The sequence below is a fragment of the Arthrobacter sp. A5 genome (assembly GCF_051131705.1).
GTDB lineage: Bacteria > Actinomycetota > Actinomycetes > Actinomycetales > Micrococcaceae > Arthrobacter_M.
This window is the reverse complement of record NZ_CP180316.1, coordinates 372,633-396,106: the sequence shown is the minus strand read 5'-3', so window position 1 is coordinate 396,106 and position 23,474 is coordinate 372,633. Positions and strand designations below refer to the sequence as shown.

The 23,474-nt window shown below is 64.4% G+C and carries 21 protein-coding genes and 1 pseudogene; 12 read left to right on the top strand and 10 right to left on the bottom strand.

The features are described from left to right. Positions 1-44: 44 nt before the first annotated feature. The 4 genes from ACLLJI_RS01935 to ACLLJI_RS01920 all read right to left on the bottom strand — a co-directional run bounded on the left by ACLLJI_RS01935 (position 45) and on the right by ACLLJI_RS01920 (position 2,539). The gene (locus ACLLJI_RS01935) at positions 45-1,253 is read right to left on the bottom strand and encodes an acyl-CoA dehydrogenase family protein (RefSeq protein ID WP_434617296.1); all 1,209 of its coding nucleotides are present in this window, start codon (positions 1,251-1,253) and stop codon (positions 45-47) included. Further along, positions 1,253-2,029 carry a 3-hydroxyacyl-CoA dehydrogenase gene (locus ACLLJI_RS01930; protein WP_434617293.1) on the bottom strand — a complete coding sequence of 259 codons (777 nt, stop codon included), beginning with the start codon at positions 2,027-2,029 and terminating at the stop codon, positions 1,253-1,255. Before ACLLJI_RS01930 ends, ACLLJI_RS01935 begins: the two co-directional genes overlap by 1 nt. A 100-nt stretch (positions 2,030-2,129) precedes the next feature. Further along, positions 2,130-2,363, bottom strand: coding sequence for a hypothetical protein (locus tag ACLLJI_RS01925; RefSeq protein ID WP_434617291.1), 234 nt, complete (start codon positions 2,361-2,363; stop codon positions 2,130-2,132). A gap of 11 nt (positions 2,364-2,374) precedes the next feature. Beyond that, the gene (locus ACLLJI_RS01920; RefSeq protein ID WP_434617288.1) at positions 2,375-2,539 is read right to left on the bottom strand and encodes a hypothetical protein; all 165 of its coding nucleotides are present in this window, start codon (positions 2,537-2,539) and stop codon (positions 2,375-2,377) included. A 35-nt stretch (positions 2,540-2,574) separates the two neighbouring features. On the opposite strand from ACLLJI_RS01920, the gene ACLLJI_RS01915 reads away from it, so the two are divergent. The 4 genes from ACLLJI_RS01915 to ACLLJI_RS01900 all read left to right on the top strand — a co-directional run bounded on the left by ACLLJI_RS01915 (position 2,575) and on the right by ACLLJI_RS01900 (position 8,074). Continuing rightward, entirely contained in the window at positions 2,575-3,816 is a 1,242-nt protein-coding gene (locus tag ACLLJI_RS01915) for a glycoside hydrolase family 76 protein (RefSeq protein ID WP_434617284.1), read from the top strand. Between the two features lie 453 nt (positions 3,817-4,269). Beyond that, positions 4,270-5,322 (top strand): iron ABC transporter substrate-binding protein, encoded by a 1,053-nt coding sequence (locus tag ACLLJI_RS01910; protein ID WP_434617281.1) that lies wholly within the window; start codon positions 4,270-4,272, stop codon positions 5,320-5,322. Between the two features lie 101 nt (positions 5,323-5,423). Beyond that, positions 5,424-6,923 (top strand): ABC transporter permease, encoded by a 1,500-nt coding sequence (locus tag ACLLJI_RS01905; protein WP_434621078.1) that lies wholly within the window; start codon positions 5,424-5,426, stop codon positions 6,921-6,923. Next, positions 6,920-8,074 carry an ABC transporter ATP-binding protein gene (locus ACLLJI_RS01900; protein ID WP_434617278.1) on the top strand — a complete coding sequence of 385 codons (1,155 nt, stop codon included), beginning with the start codon at positions 6,920-6,922 and terminating at the stop codon, positions 8,072-8,074. The genes ACLLJI_RS01905 and ACLLJI_RS01900 overlap by 4 nt, the downstream gene beginning before the upstream one ends. Before the next feature lie 99 nt (positions 8,075-8,173). Here the strand turns inward: ACLLJI_RS01900 and ACLLJI_RS01895 are convergent, their stop codons facing one another. After that, positions 8,174-8,767, bottom strand: a complete 594-nt coding sequence (locus ACLLJI_RS01895; protein ID WP_434617275.1) for a YdeI/OmpD-associated family protein — start codon at positions 8,765-8,767, stop codon at positions 8,174-8,176. A 148-nt stretch (positions 8,768-8,915) separates the two neighbouring features. On the opposite strand from ACLLJI_RS01895, the gene ACLLJI_RS01890 reads away from it, so the two are divergent. The 3 genes from ACLLJI_RS01890 to ACLLJI_RS01880 all read left to right on the top strand — a co-directional run bounded on the left by ACLLJI_RS01890 (position 8,916) and on the right by ACLLJI_RS01880 (position 11,466). Further along, the gene (locus ACLLJI_RS01890) at positions 8,916-9,455 is read left to right on the top strand and encodes an NUDIX hydrolase family protein (protein ID WP_434617271.1); all 540 of its coding nucleotides are present in this window, start codon (positions 8,916-8,918) and stop codon (positions 9,453-9,455) included. Between the two features lie 118 nt (positions 9,456-9,573). Further along, entirely contained in the window at positions 9,574-10,638 is a 1,065-nt protein-coding gene (locus tag ACLLJI_RS01885) for a DUF6707 family protein (RefSeq protein WP_434617268.1), read from the top strand. 111 nt (positions 10,639-10,749) lie between these two features. After that, a complete protein-coding gene (locus tag ACLLJI_RS01880; RefSeq protein WP_434617265.1) occupies positions 10,750-11,466 on the top strand; it encodes an SRPBCC domain-containing protein in 717 nt (238 codons plus the stop codon). A gap of 64 nt (positions 11,467-11,530) precedes the next feature. Here ACLLJI_RS01880 and mctP read toward each other — a convergent pair whose 3' ends face one another. Both mctP and ACLLJI_RS01870 read right to left on the bottom strand, forming a co-directional pair. After that, a complete protein-coding gene (gene mctP, locus ACLLJI_RS01875; protein WP_434617262.1) occupies positions 11,531-13,306 on the bottom strand; it encodes a monocarboxylate uptake permease MctP in 1,776 nt (591 codons plus the stop codon). Then, positions 13,303-13,623, bottom strand: coding sequence for a DUF3311 domain-containing protein (locus tag ACLLJI_RS01870; protein WP_434617259.1), 321 nt, complete (start codon positions 13,621-13,623; stop codon positions 13,303-13,305). The genes mctP and ACLLJI_RS01870 overlap by 4 nt, the downstream gene beginning before the upstream one ends. A 148-nt stretch (positions 13,624-13,771) precedes the next feature. Here ACLLJI_RS01870 and tgt point away from each other — a divergent pair, with 148 nt between their 5' ends. Together tgt and ACLLJI_RS01860 are read left to right on the top strand one after the other, a co-directional pair. Beyond that, positions 13,772-15,064, top strand: coding sequence for a tRNA guanosine(34) transglycosylase Tgt (tgt, locus tag ACLLJI_RS01865; protein ID WP_349361639.1), 1,293 nt, complete (start codon positions 13,772-13,774; stop codon positions 15,062-15,064). 51 nt (positions 15,065-15,115) lie between these two features. Then, a complete protein-coding gene (locus ACLLJI_RS01860) occupies positions 15,116-15,958 on the top strand; it encodes a hydroxymethylpyrimidine/phosphomethylpyrimidine kinase (RefSeq protein WP_434617256.1) in 843 nt (280 codons plus the stop codon). Here the strand turns inward: ACLLJI_RS01860 and ACLLJI_RS01855 are convergent. Beyond that, positions 15,955-16,770, bottom strand: a pseudogene (locus ACLLJI_RS01855) (queuosine precursor transporter). The gene ACLLJI_RS01860 and the pseudogene ACLLJI_RS01855 overlap by 4 nt on opposite strands. Before the next feature lie 222 nt (positions 16,771-16,992). After that, positions 16,993-18,489 (bottom strand): helix-turn-helix domain-containing protein, encoded by a 1,497-nt coding sequence (locus ACLLJI_RS01850; protein WP_434617254.1) that lies wholly within the window; start codon positions 18,487-18,489, stop codon positions 16,993-16,995. 226 nt (positions 18,490-18,715) lie between these two features. Between ACLLJI_RS01850 and aceA the strand changes: the two genes are divergently transcribed. The 3 genes from aceA (at position 18,716) to ACLLJI_RS01835 (ending at position 22,830) form a co-directional block, all read left to right on the top strand. Further along, the gene (gene aceA / locus ACLLJI_RS01845) at positions 18,716-20,017 is read left to right on the top strand and encodes an isocitrate lyase (RefSeq protein ID WP_434621075.1); all 1,302 of its coding nucleotides are present in this window, start codon (positions 18,716-18,718) and stop codon (positions 20,015-20,017) included. Between the two features lie 151 nt (positions 20,018-20,168). Next, on the top strand, positions 20,169-21,833 hold the full coding sequence (gene aceB, locus ACLLJI_RS01840; RefSeq protein ID WP_434617251.1) for a malate synthase A: 1,665 nt from the start codon (positions 20,169-20,171) through the stop codon (positions 21,831-21,833). 265 nt (positions 21,834-22,098) lie between these two features. Beyond that, positions 22,099-22,830: a DsbA family oxidoreductase gene (locus ACLLJI_RS01835; RefSeq protein WP_434617248.1), complete on the top strand. Its 732-nt coding sequence runs from the start codon at positions 22,099-22,101 to the stop codon at positions 22,828-22,830. A 91-nt stretch (positions 22,831-22,921) separates the two neighbouring features. Here the strand turns inward: ACLLJI_RS01835 and ACLLJI_RS01830 are convergent, their stop codons facing one another. Beyond that, positions 22,922-23,353: a hypothetical protein gene (locus ACLLJI_RS01830; protein WP_283558716.1), complete on the bottom strand. Its 432-nt coding sequence runs from the start codon at positions 23,351-23,353 to the stop codon at positions 22,922-22,924. Positions 23,354-23,474 lie beyond the last annotated feature (121 nt).

Sequence of the window (23,474 nt, the reverse complement as noted above, 5' to 3'; positions counted from 1 at the left end):
GACGCGCTGAACCGGCCCACTGCGCTCCCGCGGCCCCCACCGGCTCAGACGATCGCGGAAACGCCCGTGATCGCCCGGCCGGTGATCAGCGTGTTGATTTCGTGCGAGCCCTCGTAGGTGTAGATCGCCTCGGCGTCGGCAAAAATCTTGGCCATTCGGTAGTCGGTGACAATTCCGTTGCCGCCCAGCAGCGATCGGCCCATCGCCACCGTTTCACGCATCCTGGCCGTGGTGAAGGCCTTCGCCAGCGCGACCTGCCCCATCCGCGCACCGGCACTTCCGCCCGCATCGGCCGCATCGCGAAGCCCAGCAATCCGCACCATCATGGCCAGGCTCGCCGTCGCATTTCCCAGCATTTGGACCAGCTGCTGCTGGATCAGTTGGAAGCGCGCCAGCGGTCGCCCAAACTGTTCGCGTTCGACAGCGTACGCGCGGGCGACGTCGAACGCGGCCAACTGCTGCCCTACCGCCTGCCACGCCACCATCACCCGGGAACCCAGGAGCAGCTGATTGGTATCGGCGAACGCATCGATCCCCGCAAACCGATCCGCCTCCGCAATTGTCACGTTTTCGAGCAGAATATGGGCATTCTGCACCGTCCGCAGCGCAATCTTGTGCTCAATCCTGGTCCGCGTCACGCCGGGCAACTGAGCATCGAGAATGAAACCGCGGATCTGACCGGTGTCGGTGTCCTTGGCCCAGAGCAGCATGTAGTCGCAGAACGTCCCATTGCCGATCCAGCGTTTGGACCCGTTGACGACCCAGCTGTCCGCGGCGCCGCCGGTCCCGCGGAACCGGGTTGCCGTCGTCGTCATTCCACCCGCCACGTCACTGCCATGATCCGGCTCGGTGAGGGCAAAAGCGCCGGTAATCCGCAGTGCCATCGCATCCGCCAGCAGCCGCGATTTCTGCTCGTCCGAGCCGAACTCCTGCAACGACTGAACGAACAAGTCATGGTGGACCAGGAAGAACGTGGCCAGCGAGGTATCCACCCGGGTCATTTCCGCCACCACGAAACCGGCAAAAAGGTGACTGTACCCCTGCTGTGCAGGTGAGCTCAGACCCAGCCCGGCCAGCTTGGGCAGAATATGGGCCGGGAATTCCGCGGCATTCCACCAATCAGTAGCATAGGGCGCCACCTCTGCGGCCAGGAACTCCCGCAGCTGCGCCAGCTTGGCCCGCTCCGCGCCAGAGAGCAGAGCCTCAAAATCGTAGAAATCCGCCGGGGGCAGATCGTCGTGCGGACTCCCCATTATTTGGGCTGCATCCGGATCGCGCCGTCCAGCCGGATCGTCTCGCCGTTCAGCATTTCGTTCGCCACAATATGCTCCACCAAGGCCGCATATTCGGCCGGCTTCCCGAGCCGGGACGGGTGCGGAACCGCAGCTCCCAGCGAATCCTGAGCCGCCTGCGGCAGCCCCGCCATCATGGGTGTTTCGAAAATTCCCGGCGCGATGGTCACCACCCGGATCAGCGAGCGCGCCAGCTCCCGCGCCACCGGGAGCGTCATCGCTGCCACTGCGCCCTTGGATGCTGCGTAGGCGGGCTGGCCGATCTGCCCGTCAAAGGCCGCGACGGACGCGGTATTGATGATGACGCCGCGCTCGGACGTACCGAATCCGCCCTCCAGCGGATCTGTGGCCGCCATCGCCTGCGCGCCCAGCCGCAGCACATTAAAGGTGCCGATCAGATTAATTTGGATGACCCTGCTGAAGTTCTCCAGCGGCAGCACGCCATCGCGCCCCAGCACCTTGCCCGGCGTCGCGACGCCCGCGCAGTTCACCAGCACACGCAGCGGGCCCAAGCGGGTCGCGGCGTCCACGGCGGCCTGCACCTGCTCCTCGTTGCTGACGTCAGCGGCCACAAAAACCGCCCGGTCGCCCAGTTCTGCGGCCAGATCCGCACCGGCAGACTGCGGCAGATCAACCAGCACGACGGCGGCGCCAAGCCCATGCAGGCGTCTGGCCGTTGCGGCGCCCAGGCCGGAGGCTCCTCCGGTAATTAATGCGACGGCATTGCTGATGTCCATAATTCCTCCACGTCGAGGTTGCGATGGTCCGTACTGAAACTGTTAATGAAGCCTAACTGAAATGCCCGTGGGCGGGAACCCGGCGCTGGGGCCCCACCCGCTAGGCCGTCTGCCTGCTGTTGACCAGTAAACGCTTCGTCGGACCCAATATCGGAGTCGCCCCGCTGGCGAGCCGCGCTCCCAGCTGCCGGGCGCCACCCTGCCACTTAGCCACATTTCCGCGGCCCGGCGCCGGGCCGATCATCTGGGGCAATAGAAACGAAACACCGCAGTCCGGGGTCAGCCCAATTCCTGCATCGACGCTCAGAAACGATGCCGTGGGCGAGGCAAGCACGAAGTCGGCATTTAGGACCAGGCCGAGACCGGCACCTGCTGCGGGACCAGCCAATCAAACGTGCCGATGTCGGCCGGAGTGGTTCCCGTCTGTGCGAACAACTTCTCCAGCGCGAGCACGGGCGCGTCGGGTTCCCGGGGAATCACGAGGTGCCGACTGGTTTCGGTTGGGACCACCAGCACGCTCCGAATGCCACGGTAATGTTACGGCCATGAGAACCGATGCGGCGCAGTGGTCATTGCGGGCCCAGGTGGCCGCGGACGCGATTAACACCGGATTTGGACATCGGCTTCTCGGGCTGCCGGGCACGTGGCTGGCCCATTCCCACTGCCCGACCCGTCGCAACTTCTCGCCGTGGGCCGAATGGAATTACTGGTGGCAGGCGCATTATCTGGATGCCCTGGTGGATTCGGCCTGGCGGCAGAGCACGGAACAGTCGGCACGTACCGGCCGGGCAACGCGTGGGGCGTTCCGTGCCGCGGGCCGACCGACGGATCGAGCAGATCCGTTCCTGCAGGCCCGGCGGCTGCTGCGGACCATTCGCCTGCGGAATTTCCTGCGCCTGACCAACAACTATTACGACGACATGGCGTGGCTGGCGTTGGCGGCAGGTCGCATGGACGCCATGTTCAGCATCGTCAATTCACGCTCCCACAATCCCGGCGCCCGGGGCACCGACGGCATGCGCTGCGGCCGACGAGCCGGCAGGGTGCTGGGTACCCAGCTGGCCCGAGCCCACACCAATGATCTGGGCGGGGGCATCTTCTGGTCCCGGAAACGCGACTACAAAAACACACCGGCCAGCGGCCCCTCTGCCCTCTATTTCGCCCGCAACGGCCAGCCCGATCGCGCACAAAGCCTGGTCGATTGGCTCCGGGACACGCTGTACGACCCGGGCCAGGGCCTCTACCTGGACGGAGTCCACCCGCAGGCGGCCGGACCGGAAATCGAACGAACCATCTACAGCTACAACCAGGGTCCCGTGCTCGCCGCGATGCTGGAGCTTGGCGGCGAGCGCAACCTGGCGCATGCTGCCGACTTGATTGACGCCGTCGCCCGTCAGCTGACCGCGAAAACAGTGGAACACGAGGTACTGGAGAACGAGAGCGGCACCCGAAGCCCGCTACGGCTGCACGGCGGAGGCGACGGTGGCCTGTTCACCGGAATTCTCGTCCGGTACCTGGGTTTCGCAGCCCGGCATTCGGCCCTGCCCGAACGAACCCGACGGCTGGCTGCAGACCTGGTCCTGGACACGGCCGACGAACTCTGGGAGGGAAGGCGAACCGATCCAAAGCCTGCTTTCAGCAGCGATATCGGTCTTCCGGCGGAAGTAAGCTATCGGGCCGGGCAGCCGGTGGAATTGTCCACCCAGCTCCAGGCGTGGATGACGTTCGAATCCGCCTTCCAGCTCAGCAGACCGCTCGCTGGCAACTTTGTTGGCGTAGTTGGCTAACTTGGCGTACATCGCGGCAAGAACGCTGAGTGGTCCGTGTCGCAGGCGAGATAAATTTTCCGGTGCGGTCAATCGTGCCGCCTTCGGTGGTGAAGTCACCTATGTGACCCGGGGCCGCAGCCCTGAGAGACCGCCGCCATCGTCCCGCTGAATGGGTTATGAAGAAATGGTTGACTGCGAAGACGGCGGCGTCGCTACTGAAGTTGGAGAGCGCAGCTTAACCCGAGGTGCAGGTGACTCCGGATTTCACATAGTCGTCGTTGAAATGGGCACCACCGCAATGAAATAAGAATTCCGCAACGGAAATGTGCTGTATTTAACGTGATCCTGATCACAAAGGAAGACTTTTGCTTGGATAGTTAGGATTGGCTCACCTAAAGTCGGTTGAGGAAGCCGGGTGACCGACCTTCCCCCCTCCACTTCCCTGATCCACTATGGAAAGGCCCTCCTGACGTGAAGTTCCGCCTTAAGATAGCATCCAAATCTGCGGCCGGCATCGCCGCCGTCACCGTTGCCCTGCTGACGCTGTCTGCCTGCGGGAGCGGCAGTTCCACCGGTTCCGGAAGCAGTGGAGGCGCCGACGGGATCACCGTCTACAACGCCCAGCACGAGACGCTGACCAAGTCCTGGGCCGACGCGTTCACCAAGGAAACCGGCATCAAGGTCACGCTTCGCAGCGGCGACGACTCCGAGCTGGCCGCCCAGCTGACCCAGGAGGGCAAAAACTCGCCGGCGGACGTGTTCCTGACCGAGAACTCCCCTGCCATGACGCAGGTGGAAAACGCGGGCCTGTTCGCGGACATCGACAAGGACACCGTGGCGCAGGTTCCTGAGCAGTTCCGCCCCTCCACCAACAAGTGGACCGGCATTGCCGCCCGCAGCACGGTCTTCGCCTACAACAAGACCAAACTCTCCGCGGACCAGCTGCCCAAGTCCATCATGGATCTGGCCGATTCCGCCTGGAAGGGCCGCTGGGCAGCCTCCCCCTCGGGCGCGGATTTCCAGGCCATTGTCTCCGCCATGCTGGAGCTCAAGGGCGAGGACGCCACACTGAGCTGGCTGAAGTCCATGAAGGAAAACTCCAAGGCCTACAAGGGCAACAGCACGGCCATGAAGGCGGTCAACGCCGGAGAGGTGGAAGGGGCGATCATCTACCACTACTACTACTTCGGCGATCAGGCCAAGACCGGTGAGAACAGCAACAACGTGTCCCTGGAATACTTCAAGAACCAGGACCCGGGCGCATTTGTCAGCATCTCCGGCGGCGGTGTCCTGGCGTCCAGCAAGCACCAGACACAGGCCCAGCAGTTCCTGAAGTTCATTACCGGCAAGGGGGGCCAGACGGTCCTGCAGACGGGCACGTCGTTCGAATACCCCGTGGCCAGCGATGTTCCCGCCAATGACAAGCTCACCCCGCTCGCGGACCTTGACGCTCCCAAGATCGATCCTGCCAAGTTGAACTCACAGAAGGTCAACGAGCTCATGACCAGTGCAGGGCTACTCTAGAACCTGTGGAAAAAACGACGGCGGCGCCGCTGACAGCGGATCCGGCCAAGGTACCCGGACCGGCGGGGGGCAGGGGCAACAGCTCCAGCCCCCCGCCAGCCGTGGTGCTGATCTGCGTTCTGATAGCGGCATTTGCGCTGCTGCCGCTGGGCTATGTGGTGGACATGACCATCGGCGCGGGCTGGGATACTATTTCCACCCTGGTCTTCCGTCCGCGGGTGGCCGCGCTGCTGATGAATACCATTGCCCTGGTGGTCATCGCCGTGCCGCTGTGCGTGGTCCTCGGTGTCGGCGGCGCCTGGCTGGTGGAGCGCACATCCCTGCGCGGGCACAAGGCCTGGTCGCTCCTGCTGGCGGCCCCGCTGGCCATTCCGGCCTTCGTCAACAGCTATGCCTGGGTCAGCGCGGTGCCGTCGCTGAGTGGGATCTTCGGTGGCGTGCTGATCTCCACGCTCTCCTATTTCCCACTGGTCTATATTCCGGTCGCCGCCACGCTGAGCCGGATGGACCCGGCACTGGAGCAGTCCGGCGCCTCCCTGGGCCTGGGATCCTGGCGGGTGTTCGCACGCGTCGTGCTGCCGCAGCTGCGGCTTGCGGTCGCTGGCGGCGCGCTGCTGGTGGCCCTGCATCTGCTGGCCGAATACGGCGCGTTTGCGATGATCCGCTTCGACACCTTTACCACAGCCATTTACGAGCAGTACCAATCCACATTCAACGGCGCCGCGGCCAATATGCTCGCCAGCGTGCTGGTCTTTTTTTGTCTGTTGCTGCTGCTCGCGGAGTCCCGAACCCGTGGCAACGCGAGGTATGCGCGAATTGGCTCCGGCGCGCAGGCCGCACCCACCCGACTGGAGTTAGGACGGTACAGGTTCCCCGCACAGCTGGGCCTGCTCGGCCTCACCGCGCTGGCCCTCGGCGTGCCACTTTTTCACGTGGGCCGTTGGCTGATCGCCGGGGGCGCCGGGATCTGGGTGCGCCCGGAGTTGCTGACCTCGCTGCTGCAGACGCTCGGTTACGGTGTGGCCGGGGCCCTGCTCACCACGGTGCTCGCGTTCCCGTTGGCCTATCTCGCCGTCCGGCACCCGGGTTGGCTGAGCAAAACCCTGGAGGCAGTGAACTACATCAGCAGCTCCATGCCAGGCATCGTCGTCGCGCTGGCGTTTGTGACCATAACGGTGCACGGGCTTCCCGTCATCTATCAGACCTCCGCCGTACTGGTCGGCGGCTACGTGCTGCTGTTCATGCCGCGCGCCCTGGTCAATCTGCGCGCCGGGCTGGCGCAGGCACCCAGGGAGCTGGACGAGGCCGCCCGGGCTCTGGGCAAGACACCGCTTACCGCCTTCCTGAAGGTGACGCTGCGGCTCAGTGCCCCGGCCGCGGCGGGCGGCGCCGCTCTGGTCTTTCTGGGCATTGTGAACGAGTTGACCGCCACCCTGCTGTTGGCACCGAACGGGACAACGACGCTCGCCACCGAATTCTGGACCCTCAGCAGCGAGATCGACTATACGGGAGCGGCCCCCTATGCGATGCTGATGATCCTGCTGTCGGCCCCGATGACCTATCTCCTCTTCTCGCAATCCAAGAAAGCAGCCGGACAGTGACTGAACCGCACCAGACTCAGCAGCGGCCGCGTCACCCTCGTGGTCCGCGGGCCCGGCGGACGTCCCCGCCGGTAGCCGCCACCACGGATAACCATCTGCTGGTTGAGGGGGTCCGCAAGACGTTCGGCAGCACGGAGGTCCTCAAGGGTGTGGATTTGGCCGTCGCGAAGGGACGGACGACGGCGATCGTGGGACCTTCCGGGTCGGGCAAGACGACGCTCCTGCGCTTGATCGCGGGTTTTGAGGCTCCGGATGCGGGCACTGTTTCGCTCGACGGGCAGGTCGTGGCCGGACCGGCGGACTGGGTGCCCGCGCACCGGCGCAACGTTGGCTACGTGGCGCAGGACGGTGCATTGTTCCCGCACCTGACGGTGGGACAGAATGTGGCGTTCGGCCTGGCATCCCGGGGGAAGGGCGCGGCGGACCGCGTCGCGCACCTGCTGGAAATGGTTTCGATGGACCCGTCCTACGCCAAGCGCCGTCCGTATCAGCTCTCCGGCGGCCAGCAGCAGCGCGTCGCCCTCGCCCGCGCACTGGCCCGGGAGCCCGAACTGATGCTGCTCGATGAACCGTTTTCCGCCCTGGATGCCGGCCTGCGGGTGGCAACCCGGCGCGCCGTGGCCCAGACACTCTCCGCGGCCGGGGTCACGACCATCCTGGTCACGCACGACCAGGCGGAGGCGCTCTCCTTCGCGGACCAGGTAGCCGTGATGCGGAACGGCGCGCTGGCGCAGATCGGTAATCCGTTTGTGGTCTACACTCGGCCGGCGGACCGGGCCACCGCGGAATTCCTTGGCGACGCCGTCATTTTGGAGGCCTGGATGGAAGGCTCACTGGCCACCTGTTCGCTGGGCGGAATACCGGTCCGCCGCCCACCGTCCCAGGGCCGCGTGCTGCTGATGCTGCGGCCGGAACAGATCCGCATTGCCGAGGATGGGCCGATCCACGGAACCGTGGTGGACACGGATTACTTTGGGCCCGAAACCACTGTCCGGCTGCAGCTGGAACCGCTCGCGCCCTCCGGTGATCCGCATCAACCCAAGGGCGGAGAGATCATCAGCATCCGGCATTGGAACGCCATGCTGGCCCGACCCGGTGTGCGGCTGAGCCTGCGCGTTGTGGGCGAGGGAGTGGCATTTCCGTTCGACTGATCGGCCTTGCTCGTGCCCCAATGCGGAACTCCGGGTGGGAGCGTTCCGGTAACTGCCCAGGCACCGGCATCAGCGCAAGCACCGGCACCGGCACCGGCACTAGTTCGGCATCCTCTTCTGCGGAAACGGAGTTTCCCCGCGTGCCAGCATCTGCACAAGTCCGTTGATTTTCCTGGTTCGCGCAGCCTCCGATTTCACCGCGTTCACACGATAGATCAGGGCATACCGGTTGCTGGCCGTCAGCACCTCGAACATGGCCTGCGCCTGCGGCTCCGCGGCAATGGCCGCGGCCAGATCCGCCTGAACCTCCGCCGATCCCTGACCCGCATAGGCTCTTTCCCAACACCCATCCGCCCTCGCCGCGGCCACAGCGGCCTCCCCTGCAGTGTGCATTCGGCCGTCGGCCTGCAGCCGGGCAACGTTGAGCACATTGTTCTGGGACCAGACGCTACCGCGGCGCCGCGGAGTGAACCGGGTCAGATAGCTGCCCTCGTCCCGGCGCCCGATTACGCCGTCGATCCAGCCGAAGCAGAGGGCCTCGTCGAGCGCCGCCGCGTAGGTCAGCGCGGTTACGGTACTACCCTTCTTATGCAGCACCAGCCGGATGCCGGGGCTGGTGCTGTGGTTTTCCGCCAGCCATCGGCGCCAGGCTGCGGCATCGGGCAGGAGTAGTTCGGGCAGTTCTGCAACCATGCGCACACCCTAACGCGCCACCCATTCCCCCGCCACCCCTCACCCAACACCCCCTCTCGCCATCGATGTCGCACTACGCGCCCAGTCCGGCCGCGACCATGGGCGCGAAGTGCGTCGCCGATCGCTGTGGATGGGGTAGAACAGAAGGATGAGCGTACGAACACCAGACCCTTATCCAGGCTGGCTTTCCGAGGATGACCTCTTCGAAGCCCGCAACCGGCTGCCGATGGTCTACGTGGAGGCGGTGCCGGTCCGGCTGGACCCGCTGGGCTACGTGAACGAGGTGGGGCTGCTATTGCAGGCGAACGACGACGGCGCCATGGTACGTACGCTGGTTTCCGGCCGCGTGCAGTACCGCGAAACCATCCGCGCGGCGCTGCTGCGGCATCTTGAGAAGGATTTGGGCACCTTCGCGCTGCCCCAGTTGCCCATCAGTCCCGTCCCATGCACCGTCGCCGAGTACTTCCCGGCTCCTTCCCAGACGGGATTCACCGACGAGCGCCAGCACGCCGTCGCGCTGGTGTACGTCATCCCAGTGACAGGCGAATGCAATCCGCGGCAGGACGCCCTGGAACTGAGCTGGATGACCCCGCAGGAGGCACTGAGCCCGATGGTGCAAAGCGAATTCGCAGGCGGACGCGGCGATCTGGTGCGTCAGGCTCTGGCCTTCGCCGGCGTCTGCGGCTGACGAACAACCATCGCCGGCTTCTGCGGCTGACGAACGCGCCAGTCCGGGCTGGCGGTCTTAACCACGCACCGCTTTCCTATACTGGGATAACCACGTGCAACGATTTGAGGGCCATAACATGACGGATTCCGCAGCGCCCGGCACCGGGGAGACCGGTGCCGGGGAGGACTCGAAGACGGTTCCCGTCTCCCTGGTACGACCGGGTCATCTGGTGGCAGCCCCGGATGGGTCCAGCACCAAAATCCTCTCCGTCAGCTGGGAGCAGGACGACTACGGCCAGGCGGCCGTCGCCATCCTCGGCTGCGGCGGCGGAAAAACGATCCGGGTTTCGGCCGCGTCCACGATCCGATTGGCCGGACCGCCGGCCCCGCATGTCTCTCCCGGCGCCCGGACCGGCGGCACAGGGCCGCGTTCCGGCTCCGCTGGCACAGCACCGCGTTCCGGCCCCGCTGGCACAGCACCGCGTCAGCGCGTGGGAACCGCAGTGGTCTCCGGCAACGACGGCACGTCGCGGCCCGGGGCCGGGCGACCCGCGCCGGAAGCCGCACCGAAGATCCCCGCGGATGCCGGAACTCCGGAGGCCGTCGTTGCTGCCGCCGCTGCCGCCCACGGCGGGCACGAGACGGTCCAGCGGCTGGCCGGGAGGCTGGCCAAGGGTCTCAACTACAAGTCCGGGGCGAATCTGCAGGTTGTCCGCGATCTGGTCCAGGTGCTGTTTGTCGAGCTGCAGGACGACAGCAACGCCGTCGCCGTCGCCGGCCTTATTGTGGATCTGCCCTACGACGCCAACCCAGGGCGCTGGAATCCGATCGAGCACTGCCTGGCGGTGAGTTATTACCTTGCACGCAGCAACGGCGACGCGCACCGCGCCGAACAGCTGGCCGAGGCGCTGCGGGCACCGGACCGGGCGGAGCTGGATGCGTTCCGGGCGAAAATCAACGCCACCGTGCGGCAGCGCAGCCTCGATGAGCCGAATCTGTACGACAAGGAAATCAACCGCAGCATCGCCAACGGTGAACGCGATCAGGAGCCGCAGTGGCGTGAGCTGCGCCTGAACACGTTGCTGCATCTGCTGGCCCACGGCGGCTCCCGGACGCACGACGACGCAGAGCTGCTGCGCCGGATCAACAACGAACTGACCGAGATCCGAACCCGCACCAGCCGCTCCGAGCACTCCGGCTGAGCCGGTATTGCCGGAAAGGCGCGCATACGCGTCCCTGCCCTCGGACAGCCAGGCACGGCCGCCGCCGCCGGAACCCTAGCCGCCGGGCGCCGCCTCGGGTAGATTCGGGCCATGGGCAATAACGAGCTTTCAGTGCACATCAACGCCGACGCCGAGCAGGTCTGGCGGATGCTCCGGGAGCCGGCCCGAATCGCCCAGTGGCACGGCTGGGAGTCGGATAGCCTGTCGGATGAGATTGCGGAGATCTACTATGCCAAGGTCAGTGAGAGCACCGATCATCTGACGCTACATTTGGAGATGGGCGACGTCTTCACGCTCACGCCGATGGCAGATGGCACCGTTCTGACCATGACCCGCGGCAAGGCCACCGGGCAATGGGCCGCCTACGACAGCGACATCACCGCAGGCTGGGCGATCTTCATCCAGCAGCTCCGTTTTGCGCTTGAGCGGCACCCGCACGGCACCCGTCGCACGATTTTCGCCGACGGCATGACCGCCTCGTCCCGCTCCCTCTGGGAAGCGCTGGGCATCGATACCGGCTGGCTGCCCGAATCCGGGGAGGACTATGAGCTGACGCTGAGCACCGGAGCCGAGCTCCAAGGCAAGGTCTGGTACCGCTCAGAAACGCAGCTGGGGCTTACCGTACACGGCTACGCCGAACGCGGCGACGGCCTCCTCGTGCTCGCGGAACAGGCACCGCTCGCCGGGATCCGGCCGGCAAAAGGGGCGCAGGTCATCGCTTCCACTTACGACCTCGGCGCCGCCGCCCTCGAGGAAATTTCCGAACAGTGGGACGCTTTCATGGAGCAGAACTTCCCCGAGGGCTGAGGGGCTCACCCCCTTGGGGGTGACGGGGAGTGCGACGGAGAGGTCGACGTGGAGAGGGAGAGTCTCAGGCGATCGGTTCCTTGGGCAGTTCGCGCGCCACCTTCTGCACCTTGGGATCGTCTTCATCCGCACCGTAATCCGAGGCGCGGGTAAGGTCCCGCCCCTCCGCAACCTTCAGCGCCCGCAGGACCAGGGTCAGCACCACCGCCACAATAATGTTCACTGCAAAGGCCACGATGGCGATGTAGACCTGAACGTTTGTCCCCGGAATCGACGCGATGGAGCCGCCGAAGTGCGCCTTCGTCACCGGATTGACCACGCCGTAGGCGGCCACAGTGCCGTAGATAATGCCCGCAGCCCAGCCGGTAAAAAGCGCCCATCGGTGGAACCAGCGCGTGTAGAGACCGGCCACGATGGCGGGGAAGGTCTGCAGAATCCAGATTCCGCCAAGGAGCTGCATATTGATCGCCGCGGACTGATCCATCGCGATCACGAAGATCAGGGCCCCGAACTTCACCACCAGCGAGACGAGCTTGGAGACCTTCGCCTCCTGCCGGGCGGTGGCTTGCGGCCTGAAAACCTCCCGGTATATATTGCGGGTGAACAGGTTAGCCGCCGCGATGGACATGATCGCCGCGGGCACGAGCGCTCCAACGGCGATGGCCCCCAGAGCGATCCCGGCGAACCAGGACGGGAAGTTGTCCAGGAACAGCTGCGGGACCACCAGCTGGGGGTTAATGCTGCCGTTGAGCTCCGTCGGCTTGGTGCCAGCGGCGATGGCGACGTATCCCAGCAGCGCCAGGAATCCCAGCATGAGTGAGTACAGCGGGAGCAGCGCGGCGTTCTTGCGGATGGTGTTGCGGCTCTTGGAGGCCAGCACTCCGGTGACCGAATGCGGGTACATGAACAACGCCAGGGCCGAGCCGAGGGCCAGCGTCCAGTAGGCGGAAAAACTGGAGGCGCCCGGAATCACCGATCCCACAGGCTTGCCGGTGGCAGCGCTCACGGCGCCCAGTTTGGTTTCCGCCGCACCGAAGATGTGCCCCCAGCCGCCGAACTTACCCGGCAGGTAGATGATGGCCACCAGCACGGCAAGGTAAATCAGCACATCCTTGACGACGGCGATCATCGCCGGAGCGCGCAGACCGGAGGTGTAGGTGTAGGCGGCCAGCACCACAAACGCCACAATTAGCGGCAGGTCATTGAGGAACCAGTTCGCACCGCTGCCCACCCCGAGCACCGTTAGCACCGACTTGATGCCGACCAGCTGCAGCGCGATGTACGGCATAGTGGCCACGATGCCGGTCACGGCGATGGCCAGCGTGAGCGTCCTGCTGCCGTACCGTCCGCCCACAAAGTCGGCGGTGGTGACAAAACCGTGCCGGTGCGAGACGGACCAGAGCCGGCTCATCAGCAGGAACACGATCGGATACAGCACCACAGTGTACGGCACGGCAAAGAATCCGCTGACCGCTCCGGTGGCCCACATGGCGGCGGGTACCGCGACAAAGGTGTAGGCCGTATAAAGGTCCCCGCCGAGCAGGAACCAGGTGATCCAGGAGCCGAATTTCCGGCCACCCAGACCCCACTCATCGAGGGTATGCAGCCCCTCCTTGCCCCCGCCGCGCCAGCGGGCCGCATAAAAACCAAGCACGCCGACCAGCACAAAAAGTACGACGACGACGGTCAGCGCCACGCCGTCGACCGGTTTCACCGCGCCCGCCGCCAGGACCGCGGGCGCGGAGAGTGGAGCGGACACAGGAGAGGACAGAGGAGCAGCCAGGGTTGCGGGCAGAGCCCCGGGCAGGAAGCCGGTCGCCAAACCGGTCAACTCGCTCATCGGACTGCGCCGCCGTCGGTTGTACCGCCGCCCGCACTACCGGCAGCTGGCCGCTTCAGAACTTCCCGGCGCCGACGGTCCTCCCTGCTCGTCAGGGCGTAGCAAATGCCGATCAGCACCGCATCAATGGGAACCCAGAGCATTTGGTACCAGTAAAAAAACGGCAGACCGCCTACCCGGGGCGTGGCCCGGGCATACATCGGCACGATCAGCGGGAAGACGATGGCGATGATCAGCAACACCCCGCTGATCAGGTAAGGGACGGGTTTCGCCGGCCCCCGGGTCGGGATATCCTGCGGAAGTTCCGTGTTGTACATGAACGTCTCCTGGATGAGGGGTGCAGCTGAGGGAGTCCAATGCGTTCTGACATACCCAGCGTACTTATCTTCCGGCGCGCCGCCACCCCTGCGGGGCAGGAATTTTCCGGCGACGGGCGTGTGTCGGCGATGCTGGCAAAATGGGGAGGTGCCTTCCTCCGCTAAGCAGTCCCAGTTCTCCTTTACCATCGACCAGCGCCTGAGCGATTCCTGCAGCCCCACGGCGGGGCAGACCGGCGCCAACGGGGGCCGCTTTCACGGCCGCACCGGCACCATGGTGACGCCGCACGGCGAAATCAAGACCCCGGCGTTCATCGCCGTGGGCACGAAGGCCACCGTGAAAGCCGTGCTGCCCGAGTCGATGCAGGAGCTCGGCGCGCAGGCGCTGCTGGCGAACGCCTACCATTTGTATCTGCAGCCGGGGTCCGATCTGGTGGACGAGGCCGGCGGCTTGGGCAGGTTCATGAACTGGGCCGGCCCCAGCTTCACGGACAGCGGCGGGTTCCAGGTGATGTCGCTGGGCTCGGGCTTCAAGAAAGTCATCACCATGGACACCGCGCAGGCCGGCGGGTCCGGTGCGGACAGCGGTTCGGACGATAGGGTCGCGGCGGGCAAGGAGCGGCTGGCACATATTGACGACGACGGCGTCTGGTTCAAGTCGCATTTGAACGGCGACCGGCACCGCTTCACCCCGGAGGTGAGCATGCGCGTGCAGCACCAGTTGGGTGCGGACGTCATGTTTGCTTTTGACGAACTCACCACGCTGATGAACTCCCGCGGCTACCAGGAGATGTCGCTGGAGCGGACCCGGCTCTGGGCCGAGCGCTGCGTTGACGAACATTTCCGGCTGACCGCCGAGCGGGAGGACAAGCCGTACCAGGCCCTGTTTGGCGTCATCCAGGGTGCCCAGTATGAGGATCTGCGCCGGAAGGCCTCGCGCGATCTTGGCGGCATGAACTTTGACGGCTTCGGCATTGGCGGGGCGCTGGAGAAGGAAAACCTGGGCACTATTGTGCGCTGGTGCAACGAGGAACTTCCGGAGGACAAGCCGCGGCACCTGCTGGGCATTTCGGAACCGGATGACATCTTCACCGCCATTGAAAACGGTGCGGACACCTTCGACTGCGTCTCCCCCACCCGGGTTGCCCGCACCTCCGCTTTCTACACGCCGCGTGGACGCCGCAACCTCTCCAATGCACGCTTCAAACGGGACTTCGGGCCGCTCGTGGACGGCTGCGACTGCTACGCCTGCGCCAACTACAGCCGCGCCTACATCCACCACCTGTTTAAGGCCAAGGAGATGGTCTCGGCGACGCTGGTGTCCATCCATAATGAGCGCTTCGTGGTCAAAATGGTCGACGACGCCCGGCTGGGCATCGAGGACGGCAGCTTCTTCGAATTCAAGGCCCGGACGCTGGCGGATTACTACGCCGTCCGCTGACAGGCGTCCTGTCGGCTTGGACGGAGCCGGTATGCCGGTCCAAGATGGAGGATGTCCTCACACAGCTCTGCCCCAGCGGCCCTGCACCGACCGTCCATCGCCCTGACCATTGCCGGCTCGGAAGCCACCGGAGGCGCGGGGGCGCAGGCCGATTTGAAGACGTTTCAGCAGTTGGGCGTATTCGGTATCGCGGCGCTGACCTGCATCGTGTCGTTTAATCCGAAGGACAACTGGAATCACCGGTTCATGCCCTTGGATGCCGAGGTGATCGCGGATCAGCTGGAGGCCTCCTTCGCCGCCTACGGTCCGGATGACCTGGATACCGTGAAAATCGGCATGCTCGGCACGCCCGCCACTATCGGGACCGTTGCGCAGGCCCTACAGGCGCGCCCGTCGAAGAATCTGGTGCTTGATCCGGTGCTGATCTGCAAGGGTCAGGAGCCGGGAGCTGCGCTGGCTACGGACGCGGCGCTGAAGAACCAGATCCTTCCGCTGGCCACCTTTGTCACACCCAACCATTTCGAAGCCCTGTCCCTCTCGGGCATGGAAGCGATCGACGACGTTGAGGACCTCAAGGAAGCGGCGCAGCGCATCTATGCGATCAGCGGAGCCGTGGTGCTGGCCAAGGGCGGCGTCCGGCTGTACGGACCCGACGCCGTCGACGTTTATTACGACGGAGGGACCCTGGAGGTGCTCAGCTCAGCCAAGGTCGGCGAAGCGGCCGTCAGCGGCGCCGGCTGCTCGCTGGCAGCCGCGGTCGCGGCGGAGCTGGCCAAGGGTGCGGCGACGTTGGACGCGGCAAGGACCGCCAAGGAATTTGTTACGGCAGGGATCAAGGCCCGGGTGTCCTCGCACGCACCCTTCGACGCCCTCTGGCAGGGCGGCGTCCGTTAGAAACTTCCGCCCGGCACCGCGGCGGATCCGTCCTCTAAAACGCTCCCGTCCGGGCGTGCGCCGGAAATTCCATACGTCGGCTCGCGCTTCTTGATCCATTTGATGACGACGGTGGTCAGCGGCACGAAGAGGTACTCGACGAGCGTTTTATAAACGAATCCGACCAGAACATAGTTGGCAAACATCCCGAACCCGGTGATGCCGATAATGGGCGCCGCGATGGAACAGAAAATCAGCGTGTCCACGAATTCGCCCACTCCGCTGGAACCCATCAGCCGCACCCACAGCCGGCGTTCACCCTGGCGGGCCTTCAGCCGGACCATCACCAGGGAGTTGATGGTCTGTCCGGCCACGAATCACAGAAGGCTGGCCAGCACAATCTGCGGCACCGGTCCCAACGCGCCCTCCAGTGCCGTCTGCTTCGTCTGGCCGAATTCGTCCGTGAACCCCGGCAGGATGATGATGATCCAGTAGGTCAGCGAGGCGAAGACGGAGAGCGCAAAAGTGGTCAGAATGGCCCGGCGCGCGACTTTGAATCCGTACACCTCGCTGATCACATCACCGAGGATGTAGGCGAACGGGAAGAGGAAGAAACCGCCGTCCGTGGTTATTGGCCCGAATTGGACTCCCTTGGCGCCGCCGATGTTGGACAGGATGACGATGACCGCCATGAAGGCCATCATGATGCCGAAGTAGGGGCTGCCGATCGAGGCGAAGCAGGCGGCGGTGGCGGCTGGCTTGTGCCGGGCAGCGCGATGCGCGGCTGACTCGGCCGGGGAATTTTGCAGTGTCTTTTGTTCCGGTGATGGCATGACAAATCTCAATCTGGAATAGTGGTTGGCTGCCTCGACGGTTCGGTACCGTCCGCGGCGCTGTATTAGCACTGGATCCGTCTGCACCCGGATCGGAATCAATCCTGCCACGCCTTAGTCGTGAATGCCTCCGAGGCTGGCTCTGGCTGGACTGCCGCTGATATGGACGGAGGCCTTGGAAATTTCACCGGCATCTGTCCAAAACGCCGGCATGACGCTCAGCTAAGGGGTGGAGTGCGCCTGCAGGAACCGGTAGACCTCGGTCTCGTCCACCCCAGGGAATGCGCCCTGTGGCATGGCCGCGAGCAGGTGCGAATTGGCGCGCGTGCTGGGCCACGCATTGCCGGCCCATTGCGCGGACAAGCCGGCCGGCGGGCGCCGGCAGCACGACGCGTCCGGGCAGCCGGACTTCGAGCGCTCCGTCGTATCGCGGCCGCGGAACCATTTCACATGCGCATACGGCACGCCAATGCTCAGCGAATATTCCCCCGACGAATGCCGCTCCGTGCGGGCCGTGCACCAGTAGGTTCCGACGGCCGTATCCGTGTATTGATTGAACGCGCGGAACTTGTCCGGGATATCGAACACTGCCCGTGATGTCCAGAACCGGCACACCGCCTGCCCCTCGATGGCGCCGGTGTGATCGGCGGGAAAGTTCACGCCGTCGTTCTCATAGGCCTTATGGATGATCCCGCTCTCATGAACCTTTTGAAAGTGGCAGGTGATGCCCAGATGCTCCGTGGCCAGGTTGGTGAAGCGGTGCGCGGCCGTTTCATACGAGACCGCAAACGCGTCGCGGATATCCTCGATGGCGAGCTCCTTGGCTGCCTTCGCCTCTTTGAGGTACTCCACGGTGGCGCGCTCGGGCATCAGCAGCGACGCCGCAAAATAGTTCGTGTAGACGCGCTGACGCAGGAAGTCCGCATAGTCGACCGGAGTCGTATGACCCAACACGTAGTGACCCACGGCCTGCAACAGCACAGACCGCGGATCATGATCCGAACGCTGGCCCTGGGTGAGATAAATTCGGTGATTCTTTAAATCCGTCACGGACCGGGTGGAATGGGGCAGGTCACCAACATAATGCAGACCGAATCCGAGGTGCTCGGCGATGTCCGCAGCGACATGGTGGGACAGTGGGCCGCGGTCATGACCCACCGCCTGGAGCAGGTTCTGCGCCTCCCGCTCAATATCGGGGTAATAGTTGTTCTGCGCCCGCATCTCGGCCCTCAGTTCGGTGTTGGCCCGGCGCGCCTCCTCCGGTGTCGCGGACTGTTCATCCAGGCGGCGCTCCAACTCGTGCTGCAGACCCACGAGGGATTCCAAAACCTCTGTGGAAAGTCGTGAACTGACGCGGACTTTCGGCAATCCCAGCGACTCGTACAACGGCCCGCGCTGCGCCCGCTCCAACTGGATTTCCAGGGCCGCCCGGCGGCTGGGCGGCTCCGCGCCGAGCAGCTGGTCCATGCCCACGTCCAGCGCCCCGGCGAGATGCTGGAGCAACGTCAGTTTGGGCTCGCGCTTGCCGTTTTCAATCAGCGAAAGCTGCGACGGCGCTGTCCCCACCTTCGCGCCGAGATCGTCCAATGTCATGGACTTTTTTTTGCGCAAATGCCGCACGCGCCGGCCCAGCGCAATGATGTCGAGTTCGCCTTCCTGCCCGGCGCCAGGGTCCTTGCGGGTGCTCGTCGTGCTTCGATTCCAACCTGCATTGTCCATTTCTTGAGCATAAGCGAAGAAGTGGCAATCTTTCCAGTGATTGACACTAGAAAGTCCTTGAAAACCCCGGAATAGTTGTTTTTACGAAGAAGGAACGTGAATCCCGATCCGGAACAGCACTAATCACCAAGTTTGTTCATCCGGGACGGACCACCGCCAGATCGACAGCAGCACCCGGGATTTACCGCAAAGGAGCGAGACCATGACCGCAGAAAACGAATCCGCAATGACGCCGGAGCAGAACAACGAACAAACTGCAGCCGCCCTCGAACTCGAGTGGGCAGCCAACCCCCGCTGGGAAGGCGTGACCCGGGACTACACGGCCGCCGACGTCGTCCGTCTCAGCGGCCGGGTTCGGGAGGAGCAGACGCTCGCCCGCCGCGGCGCCGAGAAACTCTGGGATCAACTGTCGGCGGGACGGGCGGACGGCAGCTACATCCACGCACTCGGCGCGCTGACCGGTAACCAGGCCGTACAGCAGGTCAAGGCCGGCCTCAAGGCTATCTACCTCTCCGGCTGGCAGGTCGCAGCGGACGCCAACACCTCGGGCAACACCTACCCGGACCAGTCGCTGTACCCGGTTAACTCGGTTCCCACGGTGGTCCGCCGGATCAATAACGCACTGCTGCGGGCGGACCAGATCGAATTCGCCGAGGGCATCCAGAGCGTCGAGGACTACCTGGTCCCGATCATTGCCGACGCCGAGGCCGGTTTCGGCGGGCCGCTGAACGCCTACGAGCTGATGAAGTCCATGATCCAGGCCGGCGCCTCGGGCGTGCACTGGGAAGATCAGCTCGCATCGGAAAAGAAGTGCGGCCACCTCGGCGGCAAGGTGCTGATCCCCACCCAGCAGCACGTCCGCACGCTGAACGCGGCCCGCCTCGCCGCGGATGTCTCCGGTACCCCGACGGTGGTCATTGCCAGGACGGATGCGGAAGCGGCCACCCTGATCACCTCCGATGTGGATGAGCGGGATCAGGAATTCATCACGGGCGAGCGTACGGCAGAAGGCTTCTACAAGGTCCGCAACGGAATTGAACCGTGCATCGCCAGGGCCAAGGCCTACGCGCCCTACTCCGACCTCATCTGGATGGAGACCGGCACCCCGGATCTTGCCCTGGCCCGGAAATTTGCAGAGTCGGTCAAGTCCGAGTTCCCCGATCAGATGCTCGCGTACAACTGCTCGCCGTCGTTCAACTGGAAGAAGCATCTGGACGACGCCACCATCGCCAAATTCCAGCGCGAACTCGGTGCCATGGGCTTTACGTTCCAGTTCATCACCCTTGCCGGCTTCCATGCCCTCAACTACTCGATGTTCGATCTCGCCCACGGTTACGCCCGCGACGGCATGAGCGCCTACGTCGAACTCCAGGAACGCGAATTTGCGTCCGAAGACCGCGGCTACACCGCAACCAAGCACCAGCGTGAAGTTGGAACCGGCTACTTCGATCAGGTAGCGACGGCCCTGAACCCCTCCGGCAGCACCCTCGCCCTGGCCGGATCAACCGAAACACAGCAGTTCCACTAACGGGATGGGCGGGCCCTGGCCCGGGCGACACCCGCGCCGGGATAGGGACCGGTCCACCCTCCGCCACCTCATCGACTGTGCACTAGATGTCCCTCTGGCCCTCATTCGGACACCTAGTGCACAGTCGATCAACTCCACAGGAGAAGCTCTCATGAACTCGACCAACAGTCTGAATGGAATCACCTTCAACGGCATCACTTTGACCGCGCAGCCCATCCACCGCCAAGACGAGGTACTCACCCCGGAGGCTTTGGATTTCATTGCCGCCCTGAACCGGGCCACCGCTGGGCGGCGCGAGGAGCTGCTGAAGGCCCGGCAAACACGGCGCACCCGGATCGCCAACGGTGCAGATCCGCGGTTTTTGCCGGAGACTTCCGCCATCCGCGAGGATCCGCATTGGCGCGTTGCTCCCCCGGCCCCGGGCCTGGAAGACCGACGGGTGGAAATCACCGGCCCGGTTGACCGAAAAATGACCATCAACGCCCTGAATTCCGGTGCAAAGGTCTGGCTGGCCGACATGGAGGATTCGTCCACGCCCAGCTGGGGCAACGTTATCCGGGGCCAGCTCAACTTGACGGATGCGTTGGAACGGCGGATCGATTTCACCTCGCCGGAAGGCAAGGATTACACACTGGGACCACAGGACTCGCTGCCCACCATCGTGGTCCGGCCCCGCGGCTGGCACCTGCCGGAGAAGCATATGCTGGTGGGCGGCGAACCGATTGCCGGCGGGATCGTGGATTTCGGTCTGTATTTCTTCCACAATGCGCGCCGGCTGATTTCCCAGGGCAAGGGACCGTACTTCTACCTGCCGAAGATCGAGAACCATCTGGAAGCCCGGCTGTGGAATGACATTTTTATCCTGGCCCAGGACCTGCTCGGTATCCCGCAGGGCACCATCCGTGCAACGGTATTGATTGAAACCATCACGGCAGCGTTCGAGATGGAAGAAATTCTCTATGAGTTGCGCGACCACGGAGCAGGCTTGAACGCCGGCCGTTGGGATTACTTGTTCTCCGTGATCAAGAACTTCCGCGCCCGGGGACCGCGTTTCGTACTCCCGGACCGGAACCAGATCACCATGACGGCACCGTTCATGCGCGCCTATACCGAACAACTGGTGCGCGCCTGCCACCGCCGGGGCACGATGGCGATTGGCGGCATGGCCGCCTTTGTCCCGAACCGCCGCGACCCGGAGGCCAACGCCATCGCCATGGACAAGGTGCGTGCGGATAAGAACCGTGAAGCCAACGACGGCTTTGACGGTTCCTGGGTGGCCCACCCGGATCTGGTGCCGGTGGCCATGGAAGTTTTTGACGCCGTACTCGGCGGGCGCTGCAGCCAGTTGGACCGCCACCGCGATGACGTTGTCCCGGATGACAGGGCGCTGCTGAACATCGCCGGGACCGAGGGGTCGATCACCGAGGCCGGCATCCGGAGCAACCTCTGGGTCGGCATCCAGTACATCGAGTCCTGGCTGCGGGGCCACGGTGCGGTCGCCCTGAACAATCTGATGGAGGACGCCGCCACCGCGGAGATTGCCCGCTCGCAGATTTGGCATTGGATCCATGTCCAGGCCATCACTGACGACGGCGAAATCGTGACGGCGCCTTGGGTCAGCGAACTGCTGGACGAAGAGTTCGACAAGCTGCCTCGCTTCGACGGCGACCGGTTCGACGACGCCCGGGAGATTTTCGAGGAGGTCGCCCTCGGCGATGAGTTCCCGGAGTTCCTGACGGTTCCGGCCTATGCCCGATTCCTGTGCGAAGCCGTGGATGCCGAGCCCGCATGGGAGAAGGATAAGGTCGCCGCCTGAGCGCGGTGCTGGTGCAGGTCGGGCCCGCTGACAGGGCCAGCCGGCGCCAACAACAGATTTGGTTGACCTGCCGGACGCCTTCGCCACAGCAGACCCGATGGTCGGGTCCCGGCAGGCCAACCGAAAATCCGCCATCGATGAGGCAGTTCGCGCCCGTGTTGCTCGACAATATGGGTGCGCACTGCGTCATCGATGCAACGGACGAGAAGTCCCCCGACACGGAGGGAAGGGGAATACCACCGGCGGCGGCGGGGTTTGCCTGACTATGAAGATTGAAATCTGGTCCGACGTCGTGTGTCCTTGGTGTTACATCGGGAAACGCCGTTTTGAGACCGCCCTCGCCGCCTTCGAGCACAAAGCCGACGTCGAGGTGCAGTGGCGCAGCTACCAGCTGGATCCGTCGCTTCCGGAGCACTACGACGGCACGGAACTGGACTACCTGAGCGAGCGCAAGGGTATGGCGCCGGATAATGTGCGGCAGATGTTCGGCCATGTCACGGAGCAGGCTGCCGCCGAAGGGCTGAGCTACGACTTTGACAAGGCCGTTGTCGCGAACAGCTTCAAGGCGCATCAGTTACTGCACCTGGCTGCGGCGCATGGCAAGGGCGACGACGTTAAAGAGGCGCTGCTGTCGGCCCACTTTGAGCACGGTGAGGACATCGGCAGCCGCGACTTCCTCCTCCACACCGGCACCGCAGCCGGCCTCCCCACGGGCGAGATCACCCAGATGTTGGAGACCGACAAGTATGCCGACGACGTGCGGGCCGACTTCGACGAGGCACGCCGTCTCGGGGTCACGGGTGTCCCGTTCTTTGTGATCGACCGCAAATACGGTATCTCCGGCGCCCAGCCGGCGGAGCTTTTCGGCCAGGCGCTCAACGAGGTGTGGGCAGAAGCCCATCCGCTGGTGATGGTGAATCAGCCCGGCGGAAACGGTTACGAAACGGACGATAGCGGCGAAGTCTGCGGTCCGGATGGCTGCGCCGCGACCCCGTAGGGGTCCAGGTCGATAGTCTCGACGGCGGTGCCGCTCAACGTCCGCAACGCCGCCGAACCCAGCCCGACCGTCGTCGGCCCCGCATGCTGACTCAGCAGACCAACGAACTCGCGGCCGTCGTCGTCAGCAAGATACTCAAGCGGATAGGTGCACAAAACGGTCCCGCGCCGTGGTTCTTGACGATCACCGCCGGATTTCCCTGTCCGTCAATGGCCACCACGTTTCCGTCCGTGGGCCGGACCGGCAGGAACGCCCGGGCATGCTCATTGCCCGCCGCTTTGAAACGCAGCACTCCGCCTTTGGCCAGAGTGCCGAAATCCTCCGCAAAGGTCAGCTCCACCACGTCATCGTCAATCGGGTTGTCCAGGCCGTGGTGCCCTGGTTGCTGGCCCAGCAGGTGATGCTTCCGCCACCGCCGGAGCTCTCCGAAGAACTGGCCGATTTGTTGCTTCCGCCGCATGCGGACGCAGTCAGCGTGCGGCGCGGCGATAGCCGCCGTGGCGGCGAGGGTACGAATTTTCACTGTATGGCTTACTTGTCTATGTGCGCCTGTAAAGCCAGGGATCCGGCCTAGGCACCAAACTAGGGGGCCTTCTGCCGGCTGTCAATCAAAAGTCCGTAATTGATCGGCAAATTCTTTTGGG